Origin of the sequence: Chitinophaga agri (assembly GCF_010093065.1) — a bacterium.
Classification (GTDB): domain Bacteria; phylum Bacteroidota; class Bacteroidia; order Chitinophagales; family Chitinophagaceae; genus Chitinophaga; species Chitinophaga agri.
This window is the reverse complement of the sequence record NZ_CP048113.1, coordinates 277542-302886: the sequence shown is the minus strand read 5'-3', so window position 1 is coordinate 302886 and position 25345 is coordinate 277542. Positions and strand designations below refer to the sequence as shown.

The 25345-nt window shown below is 45.3% G+C and carries 22 protein-coding genes; all 22 read right to left on the bottom strand.

Annotation, left to right across the window (positions count from 1 at the left end; genetic code table 11):
- Positions 1-36: 36 nt before the first annotated feature.
- The 22 genes from GWR21_RS01160 to GWR21_RS01055 all read right to left on the bottom strand — a co-directional run bounded on the left by GWR21_RS01160 (position 37) and on the right by GWR21_RS01055 (position 24961).
- A complete protein-coding gene (locus GWR21_RS01160; RefSeq protein ID WP_162329954.1) occupies positions 37-993 on the bottom strand; it encodes a hypothetical protein in 957 nt (318 codons plus the stop codon).
- A 162-nt stretch (positions 994-1155) separates the two neighbouring features.
- Positions 1156-1701 (bottom strand): PglD-related sugar-binding protein, encoded by a 546-nt coding sequence (locus GWR21_RS01155; RefSeq protein ID WP_162329953.1) that lies wholly within the window; start codon positions 1699-1701, stop codon positions 1156-1158.
- 2 nt (positions 1702-1703) lie between these two features.
- Positions 1704-2657 (bottom strand): MraY family glycosyltransferase, encoded by a 954-nt coding sequence (locus tag GWR21_RS01150; RefSeq protein WP_162329952.1) that lies wholly within the window; start codon positions 2655-2657, stop codon positions 1704-1706.
- Positions 2654-3577, bottom strand: coding sequence for an NAD-dependent epimerase/dehydratase family protein (locus tag GWR21_RS01145; protein ID WP_162329951.1), 924 nt, complete (start codon positions 3575-3577; stop codon positions 2654-2656). Before GWR21_RS01145 ends, GWR21_RS01150 begins: the two co-directional genes overlap by 4 nt.
- Positions 3567-4793 (bottom strand): glycosyltransferase family 4 protein, encoded by a 1227-nt coding sequence (locus tag GWR21_RS01140; RefSeq protein ID WP_162329950.1) that lies wholly within the window; start codon positions 4791-4793, stop codon positions 3567-3569. Before GWR21_RS01140 ends, GWR21_RS01145 begins: the two co-directional genes overlap by 11 nt.
- Before the next feature lies 1 nt (position 4794).
- A complete protein-coding gene (gene wecB, locus GWR21_RS01135; RefSeq protein WP_162329949.1) occupies positions 4795-5943 on the bottom strand; it encodes a non-hydrolyzing UDP-N-acetylglucosamine 2-epimerase in 1149 nt (382 codons plus the stop codon).
- A 23-nt stretch (positions 5944-5966) separates the two neighbouring features.
- Positions 5967-7085 carry a polysaccharide biosynthesis C-terminal domain-containing protein gene (locus tag GWR21_RS01130; RefSeq protein ID WP_162329948.1) on the bottom strand — a complete coding sequence of 373 codons (1119 nt, stop codon included), beginning with the start codon at positions 7083-7085 and terminating at the stop codon, positions 5967-5969.
- A gap of 14 nt (positions 7086-7099) precedes the next feature.
- Positions 7100-7558, bottom strand: a complete 459-nt coding sequence (locus tag GWR21_RS01125) for a cupin domain-containing protein (RefSeq protein WP_162329947.1) — start codon at positions 7556-7558, stop codon at positions 7100-7102.
- On the bottom strand, positions 7533-8564 hold the full coding sequence (locus tag GWR21_RS01120; protein WP_162329946.1) for a polysaccharide biosynthesis protein: 1032 nt from the start codon (positions 8562-8564) through the stop codon (positions 7533-7535). Before GWR21_RS01120 ends, GWR21_RS01125 begins: the two co-directional genes overlap by 26 nt.
- Positions 8565-8594: 30 nt before the next feature.
- Positions 8595-9737: a glycosyltransferase gene (locus GWR21_RS01115; RefSeq protein WP_162329945.1), complete on the bottom strand. Its 1143-nt coding sequence runs from the start codon at positions 9735-9737 to the stop codon at positions 8595-8597.
- Positions 9738-9768: 31 nt separating this feature from the next.
- Positions 9769-11895, bottom strand: a complete 2127-nt coding sequence (locus GWR21_RS01110) for a right-handed parallel beta-helix repeat-containing protein (protein WP_162329944.1) — start codon at positions 11893-11895, stop codon at positions 9769-9771.
- A 29-nt stretch (positions 11896-11924) separates the two neighbouring features.
- Entirely contained in the window at positions 11925-13262 is a 1338-nt protein-coding gene (locus GWR21_RS01105; RefSeq protein WP_162329943.1) for a hypothetical protein, read from the bottom strand.
- Positions 13263-13277: 15 nt separating this feature from the next.
- Positions 13278-14474, bottom strand: a complete 1197-nt coding sequence (locus GWR21_RS01100) for an MATE family efflux transporter (protein ID WP_162329942.1) — start codon at positions 14472-14474, stop codon at positions 13278-13280.
- Positions 14475-14479: 5 nt separating this feature from the next.
- Positions 14480-15976 (bottom strand): capsular polysaccharide export protein, LipB/KpsS family, encoded by a 1497-nt coding sequence (locus tag GWR21_RS01095; RefSeq protein ID WP_162329941.1) that lies wholly within the window; start codon positions 15974-15976, stop codon positions 14480-14482.
- Between the two features lie 161 nt (positions 15977-16137).
- A complete protein-coding gene (locus GWR21_RS01090) occupies positions 16138-17184 on the bottom strand; it encodes a nucleotidyltransferase family protein (protein WP_162329940.1) in 1047 nt (348 codons plus the stop codon).
- A gap of 112 nt (positions 17185-17296) precedes the next feature.
- Positions 17297-18319 carry an N-acetylneuraminate synthase gene (gene neuB / locus GWR21_RS01085; protein ID WP_162329939.1) on the bottom strand — a complete coding sequence of 341 codons (1023 nt, stop codon included), beginning with the start codon at positions 18317-18319 and terminating at the stop codon, positions 17297-17299.
- Between the two features lie 36 nt (positions 18320-18355).
- A complete protein-coding gene (locus GWR21_RS01080) occupies positions 18356-18508 on the bottom strand; it encodes a hypothetical protein (RefSeq protein WP_162329938.1) in 153 nt (50 codons plus the stop codon).
- On the bottom strand, positions 18498-18749 hold the full coding sequence (locus GWR21_RS01075; RefSeq protein ID WP_162329937.1) for a DegT/DnrJ/EryC1/StrS family aminotransferase: 252 nt from the start codon (positions 18747-18749) through the stop codon (positions 18498-18500). The genes GWR21_RS01080 and GWR21_RS01075 overlap by 11 nt, the downstream gene beginning before the upstream one ends.
- Positions 18746-19744 (bottom strand): NAD-dependent 4,6-dehydratase LegB, encoded by a 999-nt coding sequence (locus tag GWR21_RS01070; RefSeq protein WP_162329936.1) that lies wholly within the window; start codon positions 19742-19744, stop codon positions 18746-18748. The genes GWR21_RS01075 and GWR21_RS01070 overlap by 4 nt, the downstream gene beginning before the upstream one ends.
- Positions 19745-19762: 18 nt before the next feature.
- Positions 19763-22153, bottom strand: a complete 2391-nt coding sequence (locus tag GWR21_RS01065) for a GumC family protein (protein WP_162329935.1) — start codon at positions 22151-22153, stop codon at positions 19763-19765.
- 10 nt (positions 22154-22163) lie between these two features.
- Positions 22164-23015 (bottom strand): polysaccharide biosynthesis/export family protein, encoded by an 852-nt coding sequence (locus GWR21_RS01060; RefSeq protein ID WP_162329934.1) that lies wholly within the window; start codon positions 23013-23015, stop codon positions 22164-22166.
- 86 nt (positions 23016-23101) lie between these two features.
- Positions 23102-24961 carry a polysaccharide biosynthesis protein gene (locus GWR21_RS01055; RefSeq protein WP_238430122.1) on the bottom strand — a complete coding sequence of 620 codons (1860 nt, stop codon included), beginning with the start codon at positions 24959-24961 and terminating at the stop codon, positions 23102-23104.
- Between the last annotated feature and the right edge of the window lie 384 nt (positions 24962-25345).

The following is a 25345-nucleotide window of genomic DNA, read 5'->3' as shown; positions in this document are numbered from 1 at the left end:
GACAATCTTAACGCTTAAACTATACTGTGTACTACTTTAAAATTCGACGTATATACTGTCTGGTTTCCATTCAGGATTACTGATCACAACTTTTACTGTGTCGCCGACACCTGTATTATCAAACAGGTTGCCGCTCAACACTGTCTTTTTATTGGCAATAAGATCTGCGGTCATTATTGTTTTCGCACCCAGCGTATCGCCTCCTGCACTCAGACAGGCAATATCTACTGAAGTCCTGGTGGTGTCCAATGTAACAATGTACATCTCTACGCTTACATTACTTTTACCTCTCAGAGAATCTGTGATAGGCAGGCTATATGGACGATAGGATAATGAATATCTTGCGCCGGATGTAATCTCGGCCAGACCAAGATCTAAGGCTCCTGGTAATGGCAGGTTTGCATCCGCCGGAAATCTGGGGTAGATCCCCGGAAGAATATTCAATGATGCTGCCGTCATAGGGATCATATCCTTTATCGTAACCTTCAGCTTTGCCATGATCCGGTCAAGCGACATTAGCTGGCTTACCGGGCCATTTACACTGAGTTGCACCTGTTTGAAGAATACATCTGTACCGGGCAATGAGAAAATGGCAAACTTTTCAATGTAATCGAGCGGTTCTGGACCTATCACAACGGGATCTTTAGAACCAAGAACAGATATTTTGTAAATCCCTGCTGGCAGCGAATCCCTGATAGCGCCAAAATCCGGATCATCCGCATCCTGTCTGATCGTTTTTACCAATCCACCGTATTCATTAAATACCAGATAGTAGATGTAATGTATATACTGTTCTATTGAGTCTCTCGCATTCTCGTTATTAATCACTATTCTGCCATCATAGTCTGTAACGACATGGCTAAACCCGCTTACATCCAGTGATATCGGGTATTTTTCAGTAATTGGAGTATCCTCATCAGGATGGTAGTCCTTCCTGCAGGCAATCACTAATACCTGTAAGGATACGACAGCATACAGCAGTAATCGTTTCATAAGGAAATGTTTGGGATGTTAACTAATTATTGAACTAAACAAAAGATAAGGCGACGCATCACAGCACTCGATTCGCAGATGCACATTGTGGAATAAACAGATAAATGATATCCGTGGATAATAAAAGTAATTTTTGCATCTTCAAGCCAACAAATTCCACGCCTAATTAATCACAACATTCGGCGGTATCACGGTCCAGGCCGGAATGCTGGCGTGTCTCATCACCACTGCGCCTGCCCCGATCACTGCACCCTCACCAACAATGGCACCACCGCCAATATACGCCTGTGGGGCTATATGTACGAAGTCTTCAATGATCGCATCATGATCAACAACGCATCCTGCATTGAGGATACAATGCATTCCTATGGTCACATCTGCCTGAATAATTGCCCGGGATAAAATAACTGTACCTTCATTTATGTTTGCATCTGCTGAACAGACAGCTGAAGGGTGTGTCAGATGATATACAGGATGAGTAAGTCCCGAGGCGATATCCTTTCTGGATTGATTATTCCCAACCCCAATGATAACACCATTACCTGGAAAGACCGTCTGTTTATAACGTTCAACCGGCAAGTCCCTGAAGCGATGACCTGCCGGGCTGTTGTCATCGAAAAAACCAGCCACATGCATATTATTCAGTAATACCAGTTCATATAATACTTTCGCATGTCCCCCTATTCCGTAAATACAACATGAACGCATAACTATCTGATTTGAGCGCGCATCATCCGCGGCTTTAGGATAATATATATCATGGCCAGTGGCATGAGCAGACAAACAGCGATCAGCAAACTACTGTCCGCCTGGTAAGCGCCCACAATCACACAAATGATCAACAGCTGCAATATGGCATATAGGACGGAGACTACCAGGTGAGGCACCTTGCATTCATTTGCCAGCAACTGATAAAAGTGTAACCTGTGTGCTTTAAAGATATTTTGTCTCAATATAAGCCGGTGTATGATCGTTAGCACAGCGTCTACACCATATACTGCGAGGAAGAGAATATACAGCCAGTTGCCCGTCGCAAAAATAAGCTGCAATAACAACGTCACTATCCAGAATGAAATCGTGACACTCCCTACATCTCCGGCAAAACAAACGGCTTTCTTCCGAAAGTTAAATACCAGAAATGCACCGGTAGCCAGCATCGGGATCCAGATCAGGTTCTCCGCTGTAAAAGCCACCTGCCGCAGGTTCACATACTGTAATCCGGCTAAAATAACCAGGCTATACAGTCCTGTGATGCCGTTGATCCCATCCATAAAATTATAGGCATTGATAATACCGATCACGAGTATATACAAAGCGGATATCAGATAAACAGGGAGCGAAGCAAACACCTGCAGATACAGAAACATCAATGTAACTGCCGTTATATGGAACACGATCCTGATACGGTTCGGCAGTGTCCATATATCATCCGCAAAACTAACGCCGCCAATGATCAGCAGTCCAGTCACTACCAGCCAGAAATTTGGGTCTAATACCCATACCGTCAGCGCTGCAATAATAAATACGACTCCACCGCCACGAATGGTGATGGCCGCATGTGAACTTCTTTCATTTGGTTTGTCTATGATATTAAACCGGTCCGCTATGCTGAAATAGATCAGTAGTGTGCCTGTAAATAAGATAAACAATATCAGATAAATCATAAGGCTGTAGACAGTTTTTCTATGACGCTTGATGGATTCCAACCGAGTTGTTCACGAGCTTTGGTATCGTCAAAGGTCAATGTTGATGTAATCTTGCGCAGCTTGTCACTATTCACCGGCGCATACCTTCCCAGCATATCACCCGCATAGCCGATCAACCTGGCCAGCTGTACGGGTATAGCGACGGGTTGTTTCTTCTTCAATGCCGAAGCAATGCATGTTTCGAGTTCTCTGAAACTGGGATGCCGGCCATCTGTGAGGTTATAGACCCCTTCCTTCCCCTGCACCTGTGGAATGAGATCGGCAACATCTCCTGCCCACACAATACTCTTCCTGGCGGTCGCATTTCCTATGCTCATGTATCTCGAGCTGGCGATGCCTTTGATCATCGCGCCAAGATTTCCCGGTGCGTTTATGCCTGCAATTAATGGAAGGCGCAGTACCAGCAGCTGCACATGCTGCTCAGTAGCCCATTGTGTAAGGAACTGCTCCGCCGCAATTTTACTCTTACCATAGGGAGTATTTCCTTTCAAACAATGTGCTTCGCTGACCAACTCTCCCTCATCCAGTCCATATACTGCTACGGTACTGATAAACACCATCGATGAAGGAACTGCTCCGGATGCCTCGAGTGACCTGCAAAGGTTGATCGTTCCATCCAGATTCACCTCATAAAACGCCTTCTCTTCCGCTGCTGTGCGCGGCACCGCATGTGCCTTACCGGCACAATGAATCACGACTTGTTGTACTGGTATGTCGGCCCGTATCTCCCTGGCCAGATCCATTTGCAGATGGACTGGCGCATTAACGGCCTTTCTGCCAATAGTCGTAAAGTGATAGGTATCAGATAACCTGTCCAGTATCATGCCTCCGAGAAATCCGGAAGCGCCGGTGATCAATGCATGCGCGTTATCTTTCATTATAGACAAGTATTTGTGCGTACTTCTCCAGCATCTTCTCTCTTGAATAAACTTCCTCCGCGAGCGTTCTTGCCCTCTGTCCTGCGGCCAGCAATCGATCTTTATCTGCCAGCGTAAACGCATCAAAGAAACTGATCAGTTCCTGTTTATCGCGTAGCTGAAAACACCACCCTACCTGGTTATCGGACACCATCTGTCCTATCTCTCCCGCGACATCTCCAATATAAAGTATAGGCTTGCCTGCCGCCAGGATATTATATGACTTGGAAGGTACCCCCAATCCAATCATACCTTCCTGCAATGAGACAATGCCCACATCCGTAGCATTCAGGAATTCTGTTTGTTTGGTTCTGGGAAACGAATCCAGGATAGACACATTTGTCAAGCCATGCTGCTGAACATATTGCTTCAGCTCCTGCTTCATAGCTCCCTCTCCTATAAACATAAAATGCAGCACCGGATTACGTACCTCTCTGATCACCGCAAATAACTCCTCTAATCCCTGTACCCTGCCCAGGTTGCCTGCAAACTGGAAGATAATACGGTTATGAATGTCTAGCTGCCGGACAAGTGTATTCTTATCCCGGCTTTCTGGTATTATACTGTCTATATCTGCCCAGTTTTCCACGATACAGATCTCAGGTTTTCGCCTGTAGGCATTTAACTTCTGCTCAAACAATGCCTTCATATCCCTGCCAATCACCAGTAAAACAGACATCTTGCTATAGGCTTTATCGAATATGCGTTTCAGCAGCTTATAAGCGATACTCTTCTTTTTAATCAGACTAACCGCTACAAGATTTTCGGGAAAAACATCATGCACAATGGTATAACATCTGAGCTTTTTCCATTTACAGATGTAGGAAGCCATGACCAGCAGTGGCGCCGGATTTGTTACGAGCAGTACGTCATCACCACTTTTTGCCCGCCGGAAAAGCGCATATGCCAACTTACAACTTAGCAGCAACAGCTTCAGGACGCGTTGCATCAGCTTATCCTTATTGAAATTCCCGGCATTGACACGCGTGATCTGAAGACGACTCAGGTCAGCTCCTTCTCCTGTGATGCGTGACTGCTGATAAGCTGCTGGTCCGCAGATGACGTGTACATGCCGGCTGTTGGCAACATGCCGGCTGATCTGCGTCATGATGTAGGCAGTCGATGTCTCTTCAGGATAAAATAATTCTGTTAATACCCACAATGTCTTTTCCTTCATATCAATCGAGGTTTTTCCAGACAGTTCTCTTTACATAGTCTGTATATGAAATGATCAGTCTGACTACCTTATCCGATACGTTCGGCATGCTGTAATCAGCCACTTCCCGGAACAAACGTTGCGCTTTGTGAGTCGCATCCAGTTGTGCGAGCCCCTGCAGGATCCTTTCGGGATTCAGTCCCACCATCATCACGGATGCCTCTTCCATCGCTTCCGGCCTTTCGTGTGCCTCCCTGATGTTGAGCGCCGGAAAATTCAGAATGGAAGACTCTTCCGAAATAGTTCCACTATCTGACAACACCGCCTTTGCGTTCATCTGTAAAGCGATATAATCACTCAGCCCCATTGGTTTCATCAGCTTCACCAGCGGATCAAACGTGATCTGCTGTGCGTCGATCATTTTACGTGTACGTGGATGTGCTGATACGATGACCGGATGCTTAAACAACCGCGCCACTTCATTCAGCGTTGTTACCAGGGCTTCGAAATGGCGGTCCGAGTTGATATTCTCCTCCCGATGCGCGGATACCACAAAGTACTGCTGTGGTGTCAGTGTCAGCCTTTGCAAAATATCTGACTGTTTTACCTTCGGCATATAATGATGGAGTACTTCATACATCGGGCTGCCTGTCTTGATGACCCGGTCAGGTGGTAGTCCCTCTCTGAGCAGATATTCTCTTGCTATATCAGAGTAAGTGAGATTGATATCACTGATATGATCCACTATTCTCCTGTTGGTCTCTTCAGGCACCCGCTGGTCAAAACAGCGGTTACCTGCTTCCATGTGGAAAATAGGAATGCGTCTTTTCTTGGCAGGGATCGCACAAAGGCAGCTATTGGTATCTCCTAGTACCAGGAAGGCATCCGGCTGCTCAGCCTCCAGTATCGGGTCTATTTTGATTAGGATCTGGCCAATCGTTTCTGTCGCTGTCTTACCTGCAGCCTCCAGAAAATGATCCGGCTTTCTCAGTCCCAGGTCTTCAAAGAAGATCTGATTTAATTCGTAGTCATAATTCTGTCCGGTATGCACGAGCACATGTTCTATCGCAACTGATTCGTCCAGCTTTGCCAATACTCTTGACAAGCGTATTATTTCCGGTCTTGTACCAACTACAGTGAGTACTTTCAGCTTTTTTAAAGTCTGGCTCATATTGACGTGTCCTACGTTTTTATTTAAACAACTTCGAAATAGGTGTCTGCATCCTGGGGATCAAAAAATTCATTGATCCAGAATATTGTATATAGATCTTCTTCTCCTGTGTTCTTAATGTTGTGTGTATACCATACAGGCATGTCCACATAGGCAGGTGATGCCCCATCCAGCTCGAAGTTCATAACCTCATCTGTATTATACCTCCGTAACTGAATAGTGGCCTTGCCTTTGATCACTGCAAAGCGCTCAATCTTCCTGGTGTGGAAATGATTACCGCGGGTAATACCAGGCACGGTTGTTGAAAAAGATACCTGTCCCCCCTGCTCAAGTTTTACCAGCTCCACAAAGGCTCCTCTTTCATCTGTATGCTGTTTAAAAGCTACCGGGAAATAAGTACCATGATCGATGAAACTGCGGAAGGTATTGAACAGCTGTACGCTGAACCTGTCCGACAACTTGGGGAATATCCCCCTGTCAAGATACAAAGCCTTAAATTCCCGTAGTGATGCCAGTATTTCTGAAACATGACATTCCTTGGTTGCGCTGATCTCTTTTAACGCATCATTATTCTCTCCGCGGATGCAGCTGATGATCTCATCGCACAATTCATCTACATAGATCAGTTTTAACAAGCCATCCTGATCAACCTTCGGCTCACCACCATTGCATAACTGGTAGCAGAAAGTCGCCACCACCGAATTATAAAAAGGCTTCCCAAACGGCCCGAATACATTCGGTATCACGAGTCCTGTGAACCGCGCGTTATGTGCATCAGCCCATTCCTTCAGTATATTTCTGGCTGCTTTTTTTGAGCGTCCGTACAGGTTATCGCGTTCTTCCTGTGTAGAGGAAGAGAACAATAGGTGCGGACTGTTTCCGGCCTTTTTAATAGCGCTGATCAGTCGTTCCGTCAGACTGATATTCGTATCATGGATCACCTGCTGATCGTCATGACGGTTCATTCCTGCCAGATGCACGATGACATCACACTGTCCGGCCCATGCCGAAAGCTGGTCTTCATGGTCGAAAAATGCTCTCTCAAATGGTACAAGCTGATAGTCGTCTTTCAACAGACTCAGCCTGTTATATAAGTAACTCCCCACAAATCCTTGCTGCCCGCTGATACCTACTTTTTTCATATCGTTGATAGTATTTAAATGGTCGCTGTCTTTACGCTGAGCGCTTCCCAGTCCAGCCACCAGGCGGGATTGAACGACCAGCGGTCATTCGCGGAGCCCTCCAGTGTCAGATTAGAATAGATCATCAGTACCGAATCCGGTTCCAGCGCCTTCAGTCCGTTTGCATACCCTGGTGGCACGCTCAATACCGCCGGGCTGTTCGCAGTAAGTACTTTATACGCTGCTTCCAGCGCCGGAGAAGGATGGTCCCAGTCATCTATCTTCACCCATGCAACAGCAAAAGTGCCGCTGACAACGTAGAAATATTTGTGCTCTACCCGATGGCCCTGCCACGCACGTATGGTAGCCGTAGAAGGATGTATGATCTGATAAAAACGCTTTACATCAGGAAAGGAAAAGTCATTAACAAACCGCAGGGTTCCTCTCTCATCTGAAAAGACATTACCGTTAATAAGCGTTACTGTATCGCTCATGATCTACGTTTAGTTGTTCCTGTACATAATCAAGATTCAGCAGCATATCTTTCAGCTCCTCGTCACTTAGCCGGTATGTATTGTGTGAATGATAGTCCTGTGCCGCTGCTATTTCCTGGTTACCTTCAGAAAAATATTTAGCATAATTCAGGTCTCTGTCATCTGCGGCAATGCGGTAGAAATCTCCCATATCTTCCGCTTTACCAAACTCTTCGCGGGTCAGCAGGGTCTCATACAGTTTCTCTCCATGTCTGGTACCTATGACCTTTATTTCATTGCTGGCATTGAATATATCCAGTAATACCCTTGCCAGCTGACCTATTGTAGAAGCGGGGGCTTTCTGTACAAATATATCACCCGGGTTGGCGTTGTTAAAAGCGAATAATACCAGCTCCACCGCATTACTCAGCGACATCATAAATCGCGTCATTTCCGGGTCAGTGATCGTTAAGGGCTTTCCACTTTTGATCTGTGAAATGAACAGCGGAATAACCGACCCCCTGCTGGCCATCACATTCCCGTATCTTGTACAGGTGATCAACGGACGTGTATGTAAACGGGCTTTAGAGATAGCCACTTTCTCCATCATCGCCTTGGAAATACCCATTGCATTGATGGGATACACCGCTTTATCTGTGCCCAGGCAGATCAGTTTTTCTATTTTATGTTTGATCGCGGCTTCCACTACATTCTCAGTTCCCAGGACATTGGTCCTGACTGCCTCCATAGGATAGAACTCACAGGATGGCACCTGCTTCAGGGCAGCTGCATGGAATACGTAGTTAACACCATCCATCGCATTATCGATACTTCTGAAATCGCGTACATCACCCATGTAAAATTTCACCTTATCGCTGCGAAGAAGATTACGCATATCATCCTGCTTCTTTTCATCTCTGCTGAATATACGGATCTCTCCGATATCGGTATTGAGGAACCTCTTTAGCACGGCATTGCCAAATGAGCCGGTCCCTCCTGTTATTAGTAAACATTTGTCTTTGAACATAATTTTCAATTTCAATAATGAACGGGAATATTATTTCAGCTTTAATACATTGGTATCGATAAATCTCCCTATATCCTCCCAGGAATAGGATTGTGCCACGATCCGGCTTCCGGCCTCCACCTTACGCGCCATTTCGGTCCTGTTGTCATACGCAGCGGTAATACAATAAATGATGTCCTCTTCGTCAAGCGGATTAAAATAATAAGCCGCGTCCCTGCATACTTCACGGGCAAAGTCCATATCACTTGTAAAGATGGGTCGACTGAAATACATCGCTTCTATGTAGGAACCTGAAAATGATTCGAGCAAAGTAGGCAGGAAGAGTCCATCATGCTCGTCATATGCAGCAGCGATCTCTTCCAGCCGGACATTCCCTTTGTTGATGATCACCTCATGTAACCCCATCGCCTTGATCGTTTCAATGAATCTTTTGCTGCCCTCATTCTCCTCTTCGTCGATCGTAACGGATATCCGGATGGGCAACCCTCTGCTCACGATCTCCAGTCCCACCTTAAAAAGTATCTCGAAATTCTTGTGAGGGAAGTATTTGCTCAGGAACAATAGTCTGATCTGTTGGTGTCCCTTCACGGCCGTACTACCTGCCCGTCCCTTTTTAAAACTGGTGAACGATACAGCATTGGGTATGACATGAATATCCTCCTTCGGGATCTTGTAAATACTACTGATCCGCTTTCTCATGGTGTTTGTCTGTACACCATATACTGTAGGATATTTCAGATTCGCTTTTACCAATCTGAGCATATTCCTGATATACCTGTAAAACTTCCGGTCGCTCTGTCTGAGCCTGTCCCATACAATACTTTCGGGGTAGGCCAGATAGGCCTGATGTATCAGCAGGAACTGTGGTTTCAATGTCGGCACGGCGACGTTGCCCAGGCTTAGGACAAAGTCCGTGCGTGAAAGCGCAATTCGTAACGGCAGTACAACATAATTCGATATGATCTTAAATACAGATGTATTGAAGATGGCTGGCAAAAAATAGATACTCGTCCTGCTATCCACTCCCTGAAAGCGCTCGTAACCATACCCAGCCGGAGCGACAATCATAATTTCAGACACAGCAGGATTGGCTATGTAATAGTTGATCAGGTTAAACCCGACAGTCTTTCCTCCACCAAACCGGAGGTTATGGGCGTTAATAAATATCTTCATTCCTGCGAAAAGTTGTGTCGTTCAGTAACTGTCATAGTCCCACCTGATTTTCCCTGAATAAGGTCGTTTTTCTCATGCGCTCATTAAACCTGCTGTAGTAACTACCATTTCGGGAATTCGTCTTACCGGACCATTTATTATCCTTTGTTCCTGCTGCAAATGATCGCTTTATATTCAGTACCCCCATCATCTGACTGATATCCGCCATTACGTAATTATCCTTATCAAAAATGGACAGGTCAGGAACTTTAATAAATTTGGACCTGTACTCCGGCGACGAATACCGCTTCACGTATACGGAATTATCCTCCGGTGCCCTGGCATCCGAGTAAAATGTGTTGTTATTAAAAAGAATGATCTTCGCTCCCCAGCTACCATAGAACCATTTTCCGGTTTTCCTCACGATGATATTATCATGAAACGATAGAAATGTATCCGGCACAGGCGCCGTGACAACGGCCAGCTGCAGCTGATTGATATCTGCATTGGCAAAGATGTTATTGGCGACTTCTATATTGTCTGATAAAATGCTCTGAAAGTATCCACCGCTTTTCGTATTTACAACCAGGTTACCTGTTACTTTAATATTTGCTGATCCCTGATCAAGGTATATCCCCCAACCCCCATAGTCGTAGCTATAGATATGATGGATGATATTATCTCTTATCACAGTACCGGAACTATTACCCAACATATAAATACCACCCAGATCGTCGAGCACTCCTTTACCAATATGATGTATAATGTTACCGGCAATAAGATTGCCTGTCGCATAGCTCTTTCCTTTACCCCATGTCCACCCTACAGTTACACCGGTATAATACAGATCAGACACTTCATTGTTAATGATCTTATTATCATGCGACTGAAAAACCGCTATTCCCGCACCAGCAGCATTCAGTTTACCACCATTCTGAATAATACAGTCGCTTACCGTATTAAAAGCTGTCACAGGTAATTTCACGCCGTTTCCATTGGGCTTGGGTTCCCCGATCCGGATAGCCCCCATACCAAACTCGTTGAAGTAGCAACCATCTATCAGCGAATTATAGACACATTCATTCAGCCACAACACATTCTCGCTGATAGCAGTAAATGCACAGTTCAGGAACTGTATATTGCGGGCATACCCTACTTCTATGGCTGCACCATAGGTCGAAGCGGCTTGCTGGGGCTGCAATCCCTTATCCGACACATCAAATCCGGCGCCTTCAAAAGTGACATTGCTGATATATACATTGCTGACCAGACTATTCGCACCGCTTCCCCTGACCAATAGCAATTCATCAGTGACGGGTATATAAAAAGCGGTGCTGCCAGCAGTTTCATCAGGCGCTGGCTTATAATAGATCTTGTGCGCCACCTTATCATACATCCATCTGCCTGCACTCATCCCCATTGTGCTATTCACGATCTGATAGCGGGTACCTGTTTTCCAGGGAGAATAAGGCACCATCTCCTGCCCCACTACAGACAATTGCGCGTTCGACACATTGTTAACAGGGCGCCTTATAAAATGCCATTTGTTAAGTATTTGTATCTCAGCAAGGTTACTATATTGCCCTTTCAGTGGCTTTGTCACATTATCATCTACACTCAGCGTCTGCACAGCAGAATCTGATAACAGATTTACATTCTTCCGTTGCTTCAGCAGCTTTTGCGTAACTCCTTTAAAGTACAACCAGTCATTATCCGGATATACTGACTGTGGAGCAATCCTTTCATTGACTTTCAGCTGACTCACAAAAGAAGATTCACCACTGACATCTATCTCCCAATACTGCCCGCCTGTTTTAATTTTATTGCGCTCAATCCGCCTGAAACCAGAAATACGCACCTCTCCACCTTCACTGGTAATTGTCAGTGAAGCTCCTCCAGGTAGAGACTTCGAGATGACAATCGGTTTACTGATATAATAAACACCTTGTTGCAGCAAGATCGTCACAGCATCCTGCTTGTCCAGCGACAAGGACTGCGCTTTATCTATGGCAGCCTGAATTGTCTGCATAGCACTTCCTGCGGTACTGCCGTTATTACTATCACTGCCATTCACAGATACATAGATCCTGATACTTTTGGCCGGCAGGTCACCCGCCCAAAGCAGTCCGCTAATCATCAAAAGCACAGCAGTAAAACGTTCAACAAGCTTTTTATTCATACTGGAGGTTTTGCGTTAATGAAGTCAAATCATGTGCCTTTTAACATAAATTTCAGTATACAATGAAATACCAGCGCGGATGCCAGTAATCCGGTGGTGTACGCCATCGACGATAGCAGATCTCCGCGTAGCACGAATATGAACGACCCGATCAGCGAAGGGTACAACACAATCCAGAAATTATGAAGGTTCCCCCTGCTAATATTGGTCCAGTAGAACTGGTCCATATACCGGGAAAGCAATGCCAGCAATAATATGAATAGTAACGTACCGATCAGTCCGAAGTTGATAAACCCTTCCGCCATAAACGGACAGGATACGTTGAGGAAGCCCAGCCCATGGCTATCGCCAACAAAATATCCGCTACCGAAAGGTTTGGCAGGCCACATGCTTCTTGGCACAAAGAACAACAGCGCCCCCATCAGCTGTCTGCCATAGGTAAGATCATGCTGCTCCACATAATTCACCGAGCGACAGAACATAGAATACGCGTCGAAGTCGCCAGACTTATAAGCCGTGGCAGTCAGCGTGGTATAATTCTTCAGTACGAAATCCAGCGTAAAGTAGTCGTACCGGGCATGCGTAAGAATTGGAAAGAATAATATAAAGATCGTAATGAACGAAAGCGGTATCAGCTTCTGCCATTTAAATGTCCTGAAGTAGTTTAAAATGATTCCCAGATAAAGGATACCTGCATAATTGCGGGAGATAGTGGTTGGAAAACATATAAGTATGGTCAATCCTAAAACCAGCAGCCCCCATACAGGCGAGATCTTCTGCTGCCGCATAAAATGCACGCATAATATGCAGTAAAAAGCCAGCAGGGAACGTGAGATAATACCGACCAGCAAGCCCTGATCCTGACTTACATCCGCTGCTTTAGACTGTGCGACCAGATCAAACCGCGTGAACTGTATTCCCGTGGTAAAATAGGTATACAACCATACGGCTGCAAAAATGATCGTTCCAATCACGGCAAAATTGAACTTGGGATAATTAATAGCGAAAAGACTATTGATCTTTATCCGTGGCTTATAGAGCGAATACACCAAATCGTACAGCGACAATCCGATAATGATATAAATATTTGTTTCAAACACCACCTCTTTCGGCATACTGCCTCCCCATGGAAAGTCATTTGTGAGATACTGAAAGGAAGCCGTATAACCGAGAAAGATCAGGTTGAAGATCCAGAAGAACATATTCAGCGAATAGATGTACGGATCATTAAAAGCCTTGTAGGCCGAATAAAAAATAATGACACCAAAGAGATAAAAATTAATATCAAACTCTTCTCCTATCATCTTGTCATATGCCTGCAAGATGTACAGCAAAAGGATCAATATGGGCCAGAAAAAGTTCTTCATGTAAGACGATAGGATTTACTTACTTATTATGCTTAATATCCGAAAGCTCTCCCTCCTGGCCAGCACGTAGATAATACTGCCTGCCAGAAATATATTCACTATTATCTTGGCTGTCCATATGAGCATCAGCGGAGACACTGTAATGAAAGCCCCTAATGTGGCCAGTAATGATAAATACAATACCACCGCTGCACTTAACAGGTAAAACAATACGCGCTGCAGGCCTCTTCTGAACAATACCAGAAAGGTGACCTGGAATAACACATGCGGGATCAGCAGCAGACTATAATAATTCACAAAACCACTGATGGGCGCATATTTACTAAAGAACACATGGATGACGAATGGACCGGCTACAAACAACACCCCAATAAACGCCAGTGTCATCAGCAATATATACCGGAAGAAATGTATGAACTCCTTTCTGCTGGCTGTCGTCAGTAATGGCTTCATCCTGATCTCTATCAGCGCGGCAGGTAACGGAGAAAACGCATTAAAAAAGAACATGGCAAATGATACCTGCGCGACTACCTCATAACCAAAGAACTGCTTTAGAAAGAACCGATCCCCACTCAGGAGTATGAAGTAAAGGAAGGTAGACAGGAACAGGTAAAATCCCTCGTTCAGGTTCTTCCTGAAGATGGATTTCATATACCTTACATCCACGACAAACCGGCTACGCAAACTTCCTCTGAACAGGAACCATATAAACAACACCAGGTATCCGGTCAGAAATAACAATCCGGCATATAGTAAACTACCGGTACATACACCGATGGTCAGGAAGATCACTGGCACCAGGTCAAAAATGAAGCTTACGCGGACATATTTGCCTGTTTCATGAATATTCCGCAGATAGACCTTCTCATAAAAGAGATAGGCGTAAAAGACCCCGCAAAGCAGAAAAAGGAACGTCCAGTAACTAAACTCAAAACAAAAGACCACCAATGCCATGGCCAGGGCGATGAGCAGATTGATCGTGCGAGATGATGCTATAAAAGAAGCCACGGCATTATCATCCCTGAACTGACGCCTGTCAATCGTATTCCGTAATCCTATGTTGGAATATTCAAAATACTGAAACAACGTACGTCCATAGTTCAGCATCCCGGCCGTCTGTACATCGAACCGCCGGAACAGCACAAACTGCAACAGGAAATTGATTCCGATGATCAGGTATTTCTGCGATATGAACTTGATCTTATCCCACATGCCGATTACACATTTACCACATCCAATGTATCTTCTTCGCGTACCACCTCGGTCTGCTTCCGTGCTGTGATAGCGGATATCGCCTGCACCATGGGCACGGTAAATCGTTCCGGATCAAAGGAACCATAAGCGATATAGTTGACATTCCCCTCGTAGGTACAGTTATAGTATGCAGCCAGGAAACGCCTGTTGATATCTCTTACCTTCCCATTGTCCTTCTTTATGGCTGAGAATATAGTATACAGGTCCTCAAAGCTTTTTACGCTAATACACAGCGGATGCTTCTTATAGAAAATATCACCGAAAGCTACCACCATTTTACCCATCATCAATGCCTCAAACCCCATCGTACTCGTCAGGGTAATGATGCCCAGACTATGTTGTAACAATGGCTTATTAGGCTCCAGCGGGTGTACCAGCCTGACATTCGGGATGCGCTTCAGTTCCTGGTAGACTTCAAATGGCAGATTGCCCAGGTTCACAAAATGCTCTTTCACATACAGCAGTGTGCCGAAAGGCAGATTGAATGCAATATTCTTTATTAGTGATATTTCATCAACAAAATGTCTCGCCCATACGGATGTAGAACTTTCAGGTTTCATTTGCATGGGGAACACGAAATAGTTCCCTTCAGGCTTCACCTTGTCAAAGATCCACCTGGAACGAAAGATCTTGAGCTTCCTGTTCAGCTGCCGGAAGAAAAAATGAGTATACATCTTTACCGGATTGTGTACAGGAAAGCTGTACTTAACGTCCGCACCGTATTTACGCAGATATTTAAATCCCGATGTAAACATCCTTACCTTCTCTCCACTCACATATTTTTTGATCAGAGAGGTCTTGTAACTCAACGGATGACTGAAGGAATGGTAGGTAGGTATCTTGTCCTCCTCATACCTGTCCAGGTAGGTATCAATATCTTTCATCACTGATTCCGGCACTTCGCTCATCTCCACATTGTCATACGCATGACTGAACAGCTGCACGGTATTAAACCGTTCCGTCTGTATCTCAAACCGCCCGGGCATACGGGACACACAATACCCTAGGAAGCCCACATTATTCAAAGCGCCTACCTGGTAACAAACATGCGCGAAGCTGTTAGAGATATTCTCATAAATGAAATAATCAATGCTACAGGTAGTAAAAATATCATCAAAGAATGACACCATATTCGCCATCAGCGCTTCATAATACCCATGTCCCCTGGGCTTAAACCTGTAGTTCACGAAAAAGCGGTCATAGTCGGCGTAAAACGTTTCCCACAGATTGATCCCTCTATATTTTTCCGGCACTACCGCTGTCTTATAATGCTCCCTGAAGTAAGATGAAAACACAAATACCTTCTTGCCCTCCGGAGAAATATGGTCTGTCAGGAAAGGCAGATGATCACTATATGCATAATATACCTGATGTCCTCTCTGCTCAAGCGCCTCTCCCAGTTTTGTATGATACACCGGCATTTGGGGAGCATTGTTAATTAGAATAAGAAAAGCACTCATACCTTCTAAAGTTATCCGTTAGTAAAAAAACTGTCGCACTCAAAGACTACAACAATTTGAAATCAAGTCTGCCGTCCAACATCTTTATATTCTATCCCGGTATTCCTTTGGAGCATCCTCCGGCGCATATTGTAACGAAAATCGACATGAACTGTATCCGGTTAGAATGTTATATATTTGATGTCTTCCTGTGCTTTTTTATAATCCTCATGCTTGCCGATATCGAGCCAGTAACCTCTCAACGGATAAGAAGCTACTTTCTCTCCATTAGAGATCAGTTTCTCCATGAGGTCTGTTGCATTAAAAAAAGCATCGCGGGGGATCAGGTCCAGACACTCTTTTTTCATGAGATAAATGCCTCCGTTGGAATAGTATGTGTAGGTCGGCTTTTCCTTGAAGGAGCGTACCTGTGCATCTTCTGTTTCCAGTACAGCGTAAGGTACTTCTACGTTGTAGGGAATAGTTACGACTGATAGCATCGCATCCTTGGCCTGAAAGTCAAGAAAGAAATCTTCATAATCCAGATTGGTCAATACATCTGAGTTGGTGACGAGGACATAATCATGCGTCACATTCTTCACTTTGGCCGCCGCCCCGATAGTACCCAGCGGCTCATCTTCCCAGAGATAGTCGATACAGGCACCCTTTTCGGACCCATCCTTCAGATAATCGCAGATCTGATCTCCCAGGTACCTCACAGATATCCAGATGTCATCAATACCAAAAGTCAGTAACCTGTCTATATTATGTTCTATAATAGGTTTGTCACCTACTTTCAATAATGGCTTTGGCACTTCATCTGTCAATGGTTTCAAACGTTCTCCCCTTCCTCCTGCCATCACGATCGCATCTACTGGCAGGTAAGACTTATGATAGCGGAAGTTGACAATATTATGCATCCGGTTCTCATGGTCGATCACCGGAATGATACGCAGGTTTTTCTCCCGGTATTCAATGATCTGTTCCACTGTATAATTGCCTTTCTGTATCACACGTGGCGGCTTGGCAATAAAGTCTCTTACATGACTATCCAGTTGTAGTCCTTTAAGCAGACCACGGCGTACATCACCGTCGGTAAGCGATCCTACAAGTCGTTCATCACCATCTACTACAAAAAGGATGGTATCTGCGGCAAGCACATTTAATCGTGCCAACCCTTCCATGAGTGTAGCATCCTGATCAATCAAATGTCTTTTATAGTCTGCCATACATGCTTGGGTAAGTAGATCCATTAATGAATGTTTTTTTCTTTTTCACCTGTGCAGACTTTGGGTTTATAAATGCCGTAGTCCGCTCCGGAACTTGTCAGTATAGCTATCTTCATATAAAGTCCGACCAGGTAAGTTTATGATATGCAGTAAGATCTTTGCCCGCTCTCATACCCACCACTTTCTCCATGTCAAAGGGAGATATGCCGTCACCAGGACGGATCATCAGGAGGTCACCTTCCGTGATGACGGTTCCCTGAGAGATGTCGACCCGAAGGTGAATACTTTTTCTGGCCACCGTCATATTCTTCTTCTCCGAGGGACTGGGTTGTTTAAACCCGCTGCCAGCAATCGCCTGTTCAACATTTCTGATGGCAGTCACCATCTGCCGCAGCTCTACCGGATCAAGCGAAGCCTTATGATCAGGGCCGTCCATTTCTTTATCCAGCGTGAAATGCTTTTCTATGATCTCGGCACCAAGTGCCACGGCAGCTATAGGTATTTCAATACCCGTTGTATGATCAGAATAGCCAACACCAGTGCCAAAAGCCGTCTTTATTGTATGCATAGCCATCAGGTTTACATCCTGCATCGGTGTGGGATACTCCGTATTACAATGCAGGATACGGATCTCTTCGCGTGCGATACCGTTCTCTATCAGTACATTAACGGCCTGTTCTATCTCGCCGAGCGTGGTCATACCAGTCGATAAGATGATTGGTTTCCCTTTAGAAGCGATATACTTCAGATAGGGGTAATTGGTGATCTCGCCGGAAGGCACTTTGAAAATGTCTATGCCAAGCGTATCAAGAAAGTCAATGCTTTCTTCGTCAAATCCTGTGGAAAGAAAGCGAATGCCTCTTTCTGTAGCATATGCCTGCAGTTCATAGTGCTGTGTTTCACTGATCTCTAGTTTCTGCAGCATCTCGAACTGCGAGCTTCCCGTGTGCCCAGTGTTCCTTTGCTGATATTCCGCCTGTTTTGCTTCGCGGCTCACCAGTCGTGCCGCCTTAAATGTCTGGAACTTGACATAATCCGCACCTGCATCCGCGGCGGCATCGATCAACCGCAAAGCATTTTCCATGCTGCCGTTATGATTGACACCTGCTTCTGCTATGATAATAACTTTCTTCATTTACTGATGATTTTACACGGCTGACCAGCGTATGTCTTACCTGATACTGACAGGTTCGATGATATTTCCGGCTCCAATCTCCGCATAAGCTGATACCTGCGTGTGGGCAGACATAACAGTTGCAGAAGCAGCATTCTTTTCTGTGAGCCGGGCAAACACCGCCATCAGGACCGAAGGTTTACCTGTCATAAAAGTTTTTAATATTGCATATGACCTTTTCTATTTCCTCATCTGCGATGTTTGTTGAACACGACAGACTCAGACTGTTCGCATAAATATCTTCGCTGACATCACTGAAATGATAATAGATATCGTTGGCAAAAGCCGGCAATCTGTGCATAGGCACCCAGAAAGGTCTGGTTTGTATACCATTGGCATTCAAGTATTGCTGTAATTCTTTCGACCTGTCAAATCTGGCTGTATGTATCATATGTTATATATCTCTGCTTTATACTGTTTCAGATTTTCTTTTTTCCTGAACCAGCCTATTGTCGCCGCAAGACCCTGACTCAGTGTATATTGTGGCTCCCATCGTGTATATGTCCGGATCTTTTCATTGGCGCCGTACAGTCTGAACACTTCAGACTTTTCAGGACGCAGCCGCTGATCATCCATAACGATCATTGCTGCCGGATTGATCTGCTGAATAAGTTCATTCGCCACTTCTGCAATCGTGATCTCCGATTGTGTAGCTATATTGCAATCATGTCCAATCAGTGCATCTGACTTCGCTATTTCCACAAAACCATTTGCCGTGTCCTTCACAAAAAGCAGATCGCGGGTTGGTGTGGTATCGCCCAGTTTGATGGCTTCCTTTCCGTTCAGCAGTTGCGTGATGATGGTAGGAATGACCGCTCTGGCTGACTGTCTCGGGCCATAGGTGTTAAAGGGCCTTACGATGGTCAGTGGCAGATCAAAACTTCTGTAAAAAGATTCCGCTATACAGTCTGCACCGATCTTGGAAGCAGAATAGGGCGACTGTGGCTGCCGGGCATGTTTCTCATCTATCGGAATGTATTGCGCTGTACCATATACCTCAGAAGTAGAGGTTACCAGTACGCGGGCAATGTTCAGGTCTCTGGCCGCCTGTACGATATTCAGCGTCCCTTTCACATTCGTGTCGATGTACGAATCAGGGGAATGATAACTAAATGGAATAGCGATCAGTGCAGCCAGGTGAAAAACCACATCAATGTCTTTCATAGCCGTGCGCACACCATTCGGATCACGGATGTCACCGGCAAATACCTGAATACGGTCCAGCTTTTCCGGCGGGAATGTATCCAGCCACCCCCAGCTATTAAATGAATTATAATAGACAAAGGCCTTGACGATAGCACCTTCTTCCAATAACCGCTCTACCAGGTGACTTCCTATGAAGCCATCCGCCCCTGTTACCAGCACTCTTTTGTTCTTTAATTCCATCTCCGATATGTTTTGCTGTTATTTGTTGACAAGGGACTTCTTAATCCTGGACACAAGTGTTCTACGTGGTGACATGTTATATCCATAGCCATAGCCATAGCCGTAGCCATAGCCATAACCACTTCCGGCAGCTCGTTTTACGTCATTGACAATGATGTTGATCTTTGGCATCTTCCGCAGCTCATACAGTTCTTTGGAGATCTTCAGCTGCTCCTTGAAGGTGTGCCCCTGTCTGATCAGGTAAAGCGTTGCATCTGCATAGTTAGCCAGTAACTGCGCATCCGTAACGAGACCAATAGGCGCCGTATCCACGAGGATAAAATCAAACCTGGAACGTAGTTCATCGAAGAGGCGTTTTGTCTGTTCCTGCAACAGGAGTTCTGCCGGATTCGGTGGAATAGGGCCGGAACTGATCACCCAGCAGTTGTCATGGATACCGGAAGGTTTTATGATGCTCTCCAGGCTGGACTTTCCTATCACGTAGGTACTGAAACCGGTGTGATTGGTCAGCCCCAGGTATTCAGAGATTTTCGGCTTACGAAGGTCCATTTCCATCAGCACGACCTTTTTCCCAGACATTGCCAGGATCATGGACAGGTTACTGGCAACGAATGACTTCCCTTCACCACTCATGCTGGACGTCAGCAGGATGACCTTATCTTTTTGCCCGGTAAGGATGAACTGCAGGTTGGTACGAATAGCACGGAACTGCTCGGCTACTGGTGTGAGGGTATTGGAATTGAGCACCACCATATTCTTTTCATCGGAGTGTCCGATCTCACCCAGGATAGGGACATTGGTATTATTGGTGATGTCATCTCTGTTCCGGATACGCGTATTGAGCAATTCCATAAGGTAGATGACGATGGAGGGCACCGCAACACCCAGAATGATCCCTACGAGGTAGATAAGTGATTTTTTAGGCTTAAATGGTCCTGCATCACTTTTCGCCGCATCAATGACCCTGGCTATTGCCATATTGGATGATTTGGAAATAGCTGATTCCTCACGTTTCTTCAGCAGGAACAGGTACAGGTCCTGTTTGATAGCCTGCTGGCGGGAGAAATCCAGGAATACCCTTTCTTTGGCAGGTACGGCACGTATTTTCTGGTTAAGTGCTCCCTGGCGGTTCTCCAGTTCATTGATGCTGATCTGGATACCGGTCTTTACAGAGCCGATGTTCGTGCGCAGGTCTCCCCGCAATCCGGCCAGCTGCTGGTCAAGGTTCCTCACCAGTGGATTGGACTCTGTACTGGACATCAGCAGTCTTTCCCTTTCCATCTGTAGGGTATTATACTTTTCTACCAGTCCTACGAAAGTAGGGTCCTGCACAATGAGAGAAGACGGCACAACCCGTTTGGTGTTCTTATCGTCTCCAAGGTACTGCGCCAGCGATTCCACAACGCTCAGCTTCACCTGCTGTTCGGTCAGCTGCCTGTTAAAATCGCCGCTTCCGGTTACCAGCTGTTTAGCCTGTTCGTCTATATTGGCCAGTTCATTGGCCTGTTTGAAGTGCTCGATATCCTTTTCGACACCACTCAGTTCCTGGCTGACGATCACCAGTCGGTTATCTATAAAAGCAATGGTACTGTCAGCAATGCGGTTCTTATCCTCAATACTGGCCCTCAGGTACGCGTCCACAAGTTTGTTCAGGATCATTTCCCCCTTGGATGGCACCCGGGTATTCAGGGTGAGGTCAATGGTACTGACCTGTTTATTTGGAATGCTGATGCTGACCATTTTCTGAAAGGCCGCCACTGCTTTATCGACGGAAGTGATGTTCATGTGGTACTTATCCTCTCCGCTGGGGAATGCAGGATTCAGATCAATTTTGACAACACCTTCGGTGAGATGCATGGTATCGCCGGAGGAGATGGTACGGCTGAAGTTCTTTTTTGTCAACCTTATTTTACCGGCTTCCTGTTGCAGGGTGTAGCGTACAGGTTTAACAGAATCTTCCATTGACAGCCATTTAACAACAAAAGGAGATTCTCTGAAGATCTCACTTTCTTTCACGCGTCCTTCTGCAAAGAGTGTTACGTTCAGCTGCAGTTCCTGTACGACCTTCTGCATCAGTGAGCGGGATTTAAGGATCTCGATTTCATTATCCACGCTGCTTTTGGTATTAAACAGTTCGAGCTGCTGAAGTACTTCCATTCCACCGGACGAAGATCCTTTCTTATCGTCCTGCACCAGTATTTTGGCATTCACTTTATATTCCGGTGCGGCGTACCGCATGAACAGCCAGGACAAGAAGATGCCCAGGCCGATACAGAGTACAAACCACTTCCAGTAAGTAAATAATTTATCCACCATCTTACGGAGGTTGATACCACCATCAGTCAACCCTTCAGATACAGGTGATCCGTTTAGTTGTCCGCCTCCATTTATATGCGCACCGTTCTGCATGTCGTAACATTTAAAAGTTAACTCTCGAAACAATTACAATCAATAGTGTCAGGCCTGCTGTAATGAGCGACCATTTCCTGACCTGCGAAATGTCCTGTGAAGCCACTTTATATTTGTTTGGCTCGACATATACCACATCGCCCTGATGGAGGTAGAAATACGGAGAAGAGAAGGTATGGCTGTCATTGAGATTAAAACGGATAAAATCTTTGTTCTTTCCGTTCTCTCTGACGAGCAGCACGTTCTCTCTTTTGCCATATATCGTGAGGTCTCCAGCCATACCGATTGCATCGAGTAAGGTGACTTTTTCATTAGGCATTACATAAGTGGAAGGGCGGTTCACTTCACCTAAGACAGTCACTTTAAAATTCGCAAAGCGAACATTGACGATCGGGTCTTTGTAGTATTCAGCCGCTTTGGTATTTATTTCATCACGGACCTTATCCGTTGTCTTATCCTTTACTAATACCTTTCCGATAAGCGGTAATATGACATATCCGTTCTTATCGACGAGATAGCCTGTTACATTGTTACCGACGGGCGTGCCGCCGGGTACTGCACTGTTGGTATTGCCACCTGCTACCGGCCATGAGGCAGTCGCGTTCTGGTTTAACAATGCGGTAGCGGTAGGGTCCAATGTCTGGATAGTAACCTGCAGGATATCATCCGGCTGAATAGTGGGAGTATAATATTCTGCCTGTGATACGGATCTTAATCTCGCTGTATCAGCCATATCCTGGAAGTAGGTGATATTCTTCGGTGTTGAACAAGCGAACAGACACAAAGAAAGAATGGCTCCCGATAAATGGAGTAATGATCTGAAGGGTTTACTGCAATAATTCTCGTAGTTAATAATTCTCATTAGAAAAACGAATATTTAAATACTTTTCCTTCCTGCGCACCAAAATTGAGCTGGCGGGCTGGATCTGTTTTTTATTAAGAGGAATATTATAACTTGATCTTGTCTTTATCTAGCTGCTCGTACGTAGAGTTCTTGCTGATAAATTCCGGCACCAGCTGCTTCATCAATGCAACTGTCGGCGTGATATAATGCTTCTGGGCAGAAGCGATCAGTTTTTCAATTTCTTCATTTACTTCAACAAAGTCGTACTCCCGCACTCTTGCTATCATGATCTTTTCATGGTAAGTACTCAGTGTATTTTCAGCAGTGTTCAGCAGTTCTTCATATAGTTTTTCACCGGGCCTTAGTCCTGTATAGACGATCTGTATATCTACACCAGGCTCTCTGCCACTCATACGGATCATTTTACTGGCCAGTTCAGCGATCTTCACTGGTTGCCCCATATCAAAGACGAATATCTCTCCGCCCTGTCCCATCGCGCCAGCTTCGAGTACCAGCTGACAAGCCTCGGGAATGGTCATAAAGTAACGGGTGATATCGGGGTGGGTAACCGTGAGCGGACCACCTTTTTCCAGTTGTTGTTTAAAGCGTGGGATAACAGATCCGTTTGAGCCAAGCACGTTGCCAAACCTGGTGGTGATAAACCTGGTGGGAGGCGTACTGTATACAGGGCCGGTCTTTTTAAACTGACGGTTAACGTGTGTGTTGTAGGACTGGGTAAAGATCTCTGCGATCCTTTTGGAAGCCCCCATAACATTAGTCGGATTGACCGCCTTGTCAGTAGAGACCATTACAAATTTCTCCACACCAAATTCCACGGAGAGCTCCGATAACATCTTTGTGCCGAGTACATTATTGAGTACAGCGACAGAGGGGTTCTTCTCCATCATTGGCACATGTTTATAGGCAGCGGCGTGATATACTACTGCAGGTTCATACACTTCAAACAGCTGCTGCATACGGATCCTGTCGCAGATGTTAGCGATGTAGGGAACGACGGTGACACCCGGGTGCAGTTCTGCCATTTCCAATTCAAGTTCATGCAACGGAGATTCCGCCTTGTCGCACATCAGGATCACGGACGGGCTGAGTTTGGCGAGTTGTCTGACCAGTTCACTGCCAATTGATCCGGCGGCGCCGGTCACCAGGATGGCCTTACCTCTTGTTTCTCTGCTTACCTGTTCATTATTTATGTTAATCACTGACCTGTCCAGCAGATCTTCAATTTTAATATCCTGTAGTTTGGCGGGGCTCCAGCCGGCATTGATCCATTTGTTCACGGGTAAGACTTTCTGTACCTTAATATTCAGGGCAAAGCAGTTGTCTACAAGATTGTTCAGCAATTGTGTATCGGGCGTTTCATCTGCCACGATGAGAAGTTTTATCTTCTCCTGTCTGACCAGCTTTTCCAGCGAGTCACGGCGCGTACTGAAGATGGGGAGACCGTCCAGGCGTTTGCCTGTGCGCGTTAGTTTATCATCAAGGAATCCCGCGATGCGGATATTCCCCGTCTGGTCTTCATGGATAGCCTTACGCACCATAAGACCAGAGTGTCCGGCATTATAGATGACGGCCTTTGTTTTATTAATGACACCATAGCGGCTGTAATAGCGGAAGACCCATTTGACAAACAGTCTGTAGGATAAAAGGAAGAAAGTATTAATGAAGAAGTTGATAGCAATGACAGACAGCGGAAACATATTCTCTCTGGTATATGCGACAGCTGCGACATTGACATTGTAGTATATGACGGCGCTTATGAGGCTGACGCATGATATACGTCCTATGTCGGCCATGCTCGTATAACGTACGATACCCATGTAGGTACGAAACAAGAGCGACAGCAATAAATTCACGCTCACTACAACAAGCACGATATCCTGCATGGGGTATCGACCAAAGTCTTCGATGTTAAAGTTAAGCCTAAGCAGGAAAGCCAGGCTCATTGCAACAATCGAACACCCAAGGTCTAACAACAAAATCAGCCAGGACGGGGTAATCCATGATCTTTTAGTCATCAGTTTAATTAGATAAGGTTAAAACTTGTATCAATAGTTTTTCATCAACCGCTGGAATCTCTCAAACAATATGTTTTTCAGTAGATTATGTTTTAACCTGCGTGCAAAATAAATACATAATATTAAATTTTACCCGGTTTATAGATGAGTCTGACCAAATGTTTTTAACTCTAATATTAATATTCCATCATATTAGAAGCTCATCGATTTACATAAATTTTCCATACAGCGTATATCCGTGCTTTCGGTGTTAGTGCCTTTCTTTCAGTATCGTGGAATAGTAAAATAATCAATATCAAATATTACGTAGTT

Bases quoted from the DNA above. Each gene is read 5' to 3' on its own strand.
- GWR21_RS01065 (WP_162329935.1), bottom strand. From the start codon at position 22,153: ATGCAGAACGGTGCGCATATAAATGGAGGCGGACAACTAAACGGATCA.
- GWR21_RS01055 (WP_238430122.1), bottom strand. From the start codon at position 24,961: ATGAGCCTGGCTTTCCTGCTTAGGCTTAACTTTAACATCGAAGACTTT.
- GWR21_RS01115 (WP_162329945.1), bottom strand. From the start codon at position 9,737: ATGAAGATATTTATTAACGCCCATAACCTCCGGTTTGGTGGAGGAAAG.
- GWR21_RS01095 (WP_162329941.1), bottom strand. From the start codon at position 15,976: ATGAGTGCTTTTCTTATTCTAATTAACAATGCTCCCCAAATGCCGGTG.
- GWR21_RS01060 (WP_162329934.1), bottom strand. From the start codon at position 23,015: ATGAGAATTATTAACTACGAGAATTATTGCAGTAAACCCTTCAGATCA.
- GWR21_RS01155 (WP_162329953.1), bottom strand. From the start codon at position 1,701: ATGCGTTCATGTTGTATTTACGGAATAGGGGGACATGCGAAAGTATTA.
- GWR21_RS01120 (WP_162329946.1), bottom strand. From the start codon at position 8,564: ATGTTCAAAGACAAATGTTTACTAATAACAGGAGGGACCGGCTCATTT.
- GWR21_RS01105 (WP_162329943.1), bottom strand. From the start codon at position 13,262: ATGAAGAACTTTTTCTGGCCCATATTGATCCTTTTGCTGTACATCTTG.
- GWR21_RS01160 (WP_162329954.1), bottom strand. From the start codon at position 993: ATGAAACGATTACTGCTGTATGCTGTCGTATCCTTACAGGTATTAGTG.
- GWR21_RS01075 (WP_162329937.1), bottom strand. From the start codon at position 18,749: ATGATACATACAGCCAGATTTGACAGGTCGAAAGAATTACAGCAATAC.
- GWR21_RS01140 (WP_162329950.1), bottom strand. From the start codon at position 4,793: ATGAAGGAAAAGACATTGTGGGTATTAACAGAATTATTTTATCCTGAA.
- GWR21_RS01125 (WP_162329947.1), bottom strand. From the start codon at position 7,558: ATGAGCGATACAGTAACGCTTATTAACGGTAATGTCTTTTCAGATGAG.
- GWR21_RS01070 (WP_162329936.1), bottom strand. From the start codon at position 19,744: ATGGAATTAAAGAACAAAAGAGTGCTGGTAACAGGGGCGGATGGCTTC.
- GWR21_RS01080 (WP_162329938.1), bottom strand. From the start codon at position 18,508: ATGACAGGTAAACCTTCGGTCCTGATGGCGGTGTTTGCCCGGCTCACA.
- GWR21_RS01110 (WP_162329944.1), bottom strand. From the start codon at position 11,895: ATGAATAAAAAGCTTGTTGAACGTTTTACTGCTGTGCTTTTGATGATT.
- GWR21_RS01130 (WP_162329948.1), bottom strand. From the start codon at position 7,085: ATGAAAAAAGTAGGTATCAGCGGGCAGCAAGGATTTGTGGGGAGTTAC.
- GWR21_RS01100 (WP_162329942.1), bottom strand. From the start codon at position 14,474: ATGTGGGATAAGATCAAGTTCATATCGCAGAAATACCTGATCATCGGA.
- wecB (WP_162329949.1), bottom strand. From the start codon at position 5,943: ATGAGCCAGACTTTAAAAAAGCTGAAAGTACTCACTGTAGTTGGTACA.
- GWR21_RS01145 (WP_162329951.1), bottom strand. From the start codon at position 3,577: ATGAAAGATAACGCGCATGCATTGATCACCGGCGCTTCCGGATTTCTC.
- neuB (WP_162329939.1), bottom strand. From the start codon at position 18,319: ATGAAGAAAGTTATTATCATAGCAGAAGCAGGTGTCAATCATAACGGC.
- GWR21_RS01150 (WP_162329952.1), bottom strand. From the start codon at position 2,657: ATGATTTATCTGATATTGTTTATCTTATTTACAGGCACACTACTGATC.
- GWR21_RS01090 (WP_162329940.1), bottom strand. From the start codon at position 17,184: ATGGCAGACTATAAAAGACATTTGATTGATCAGGATGCTACACTCATG.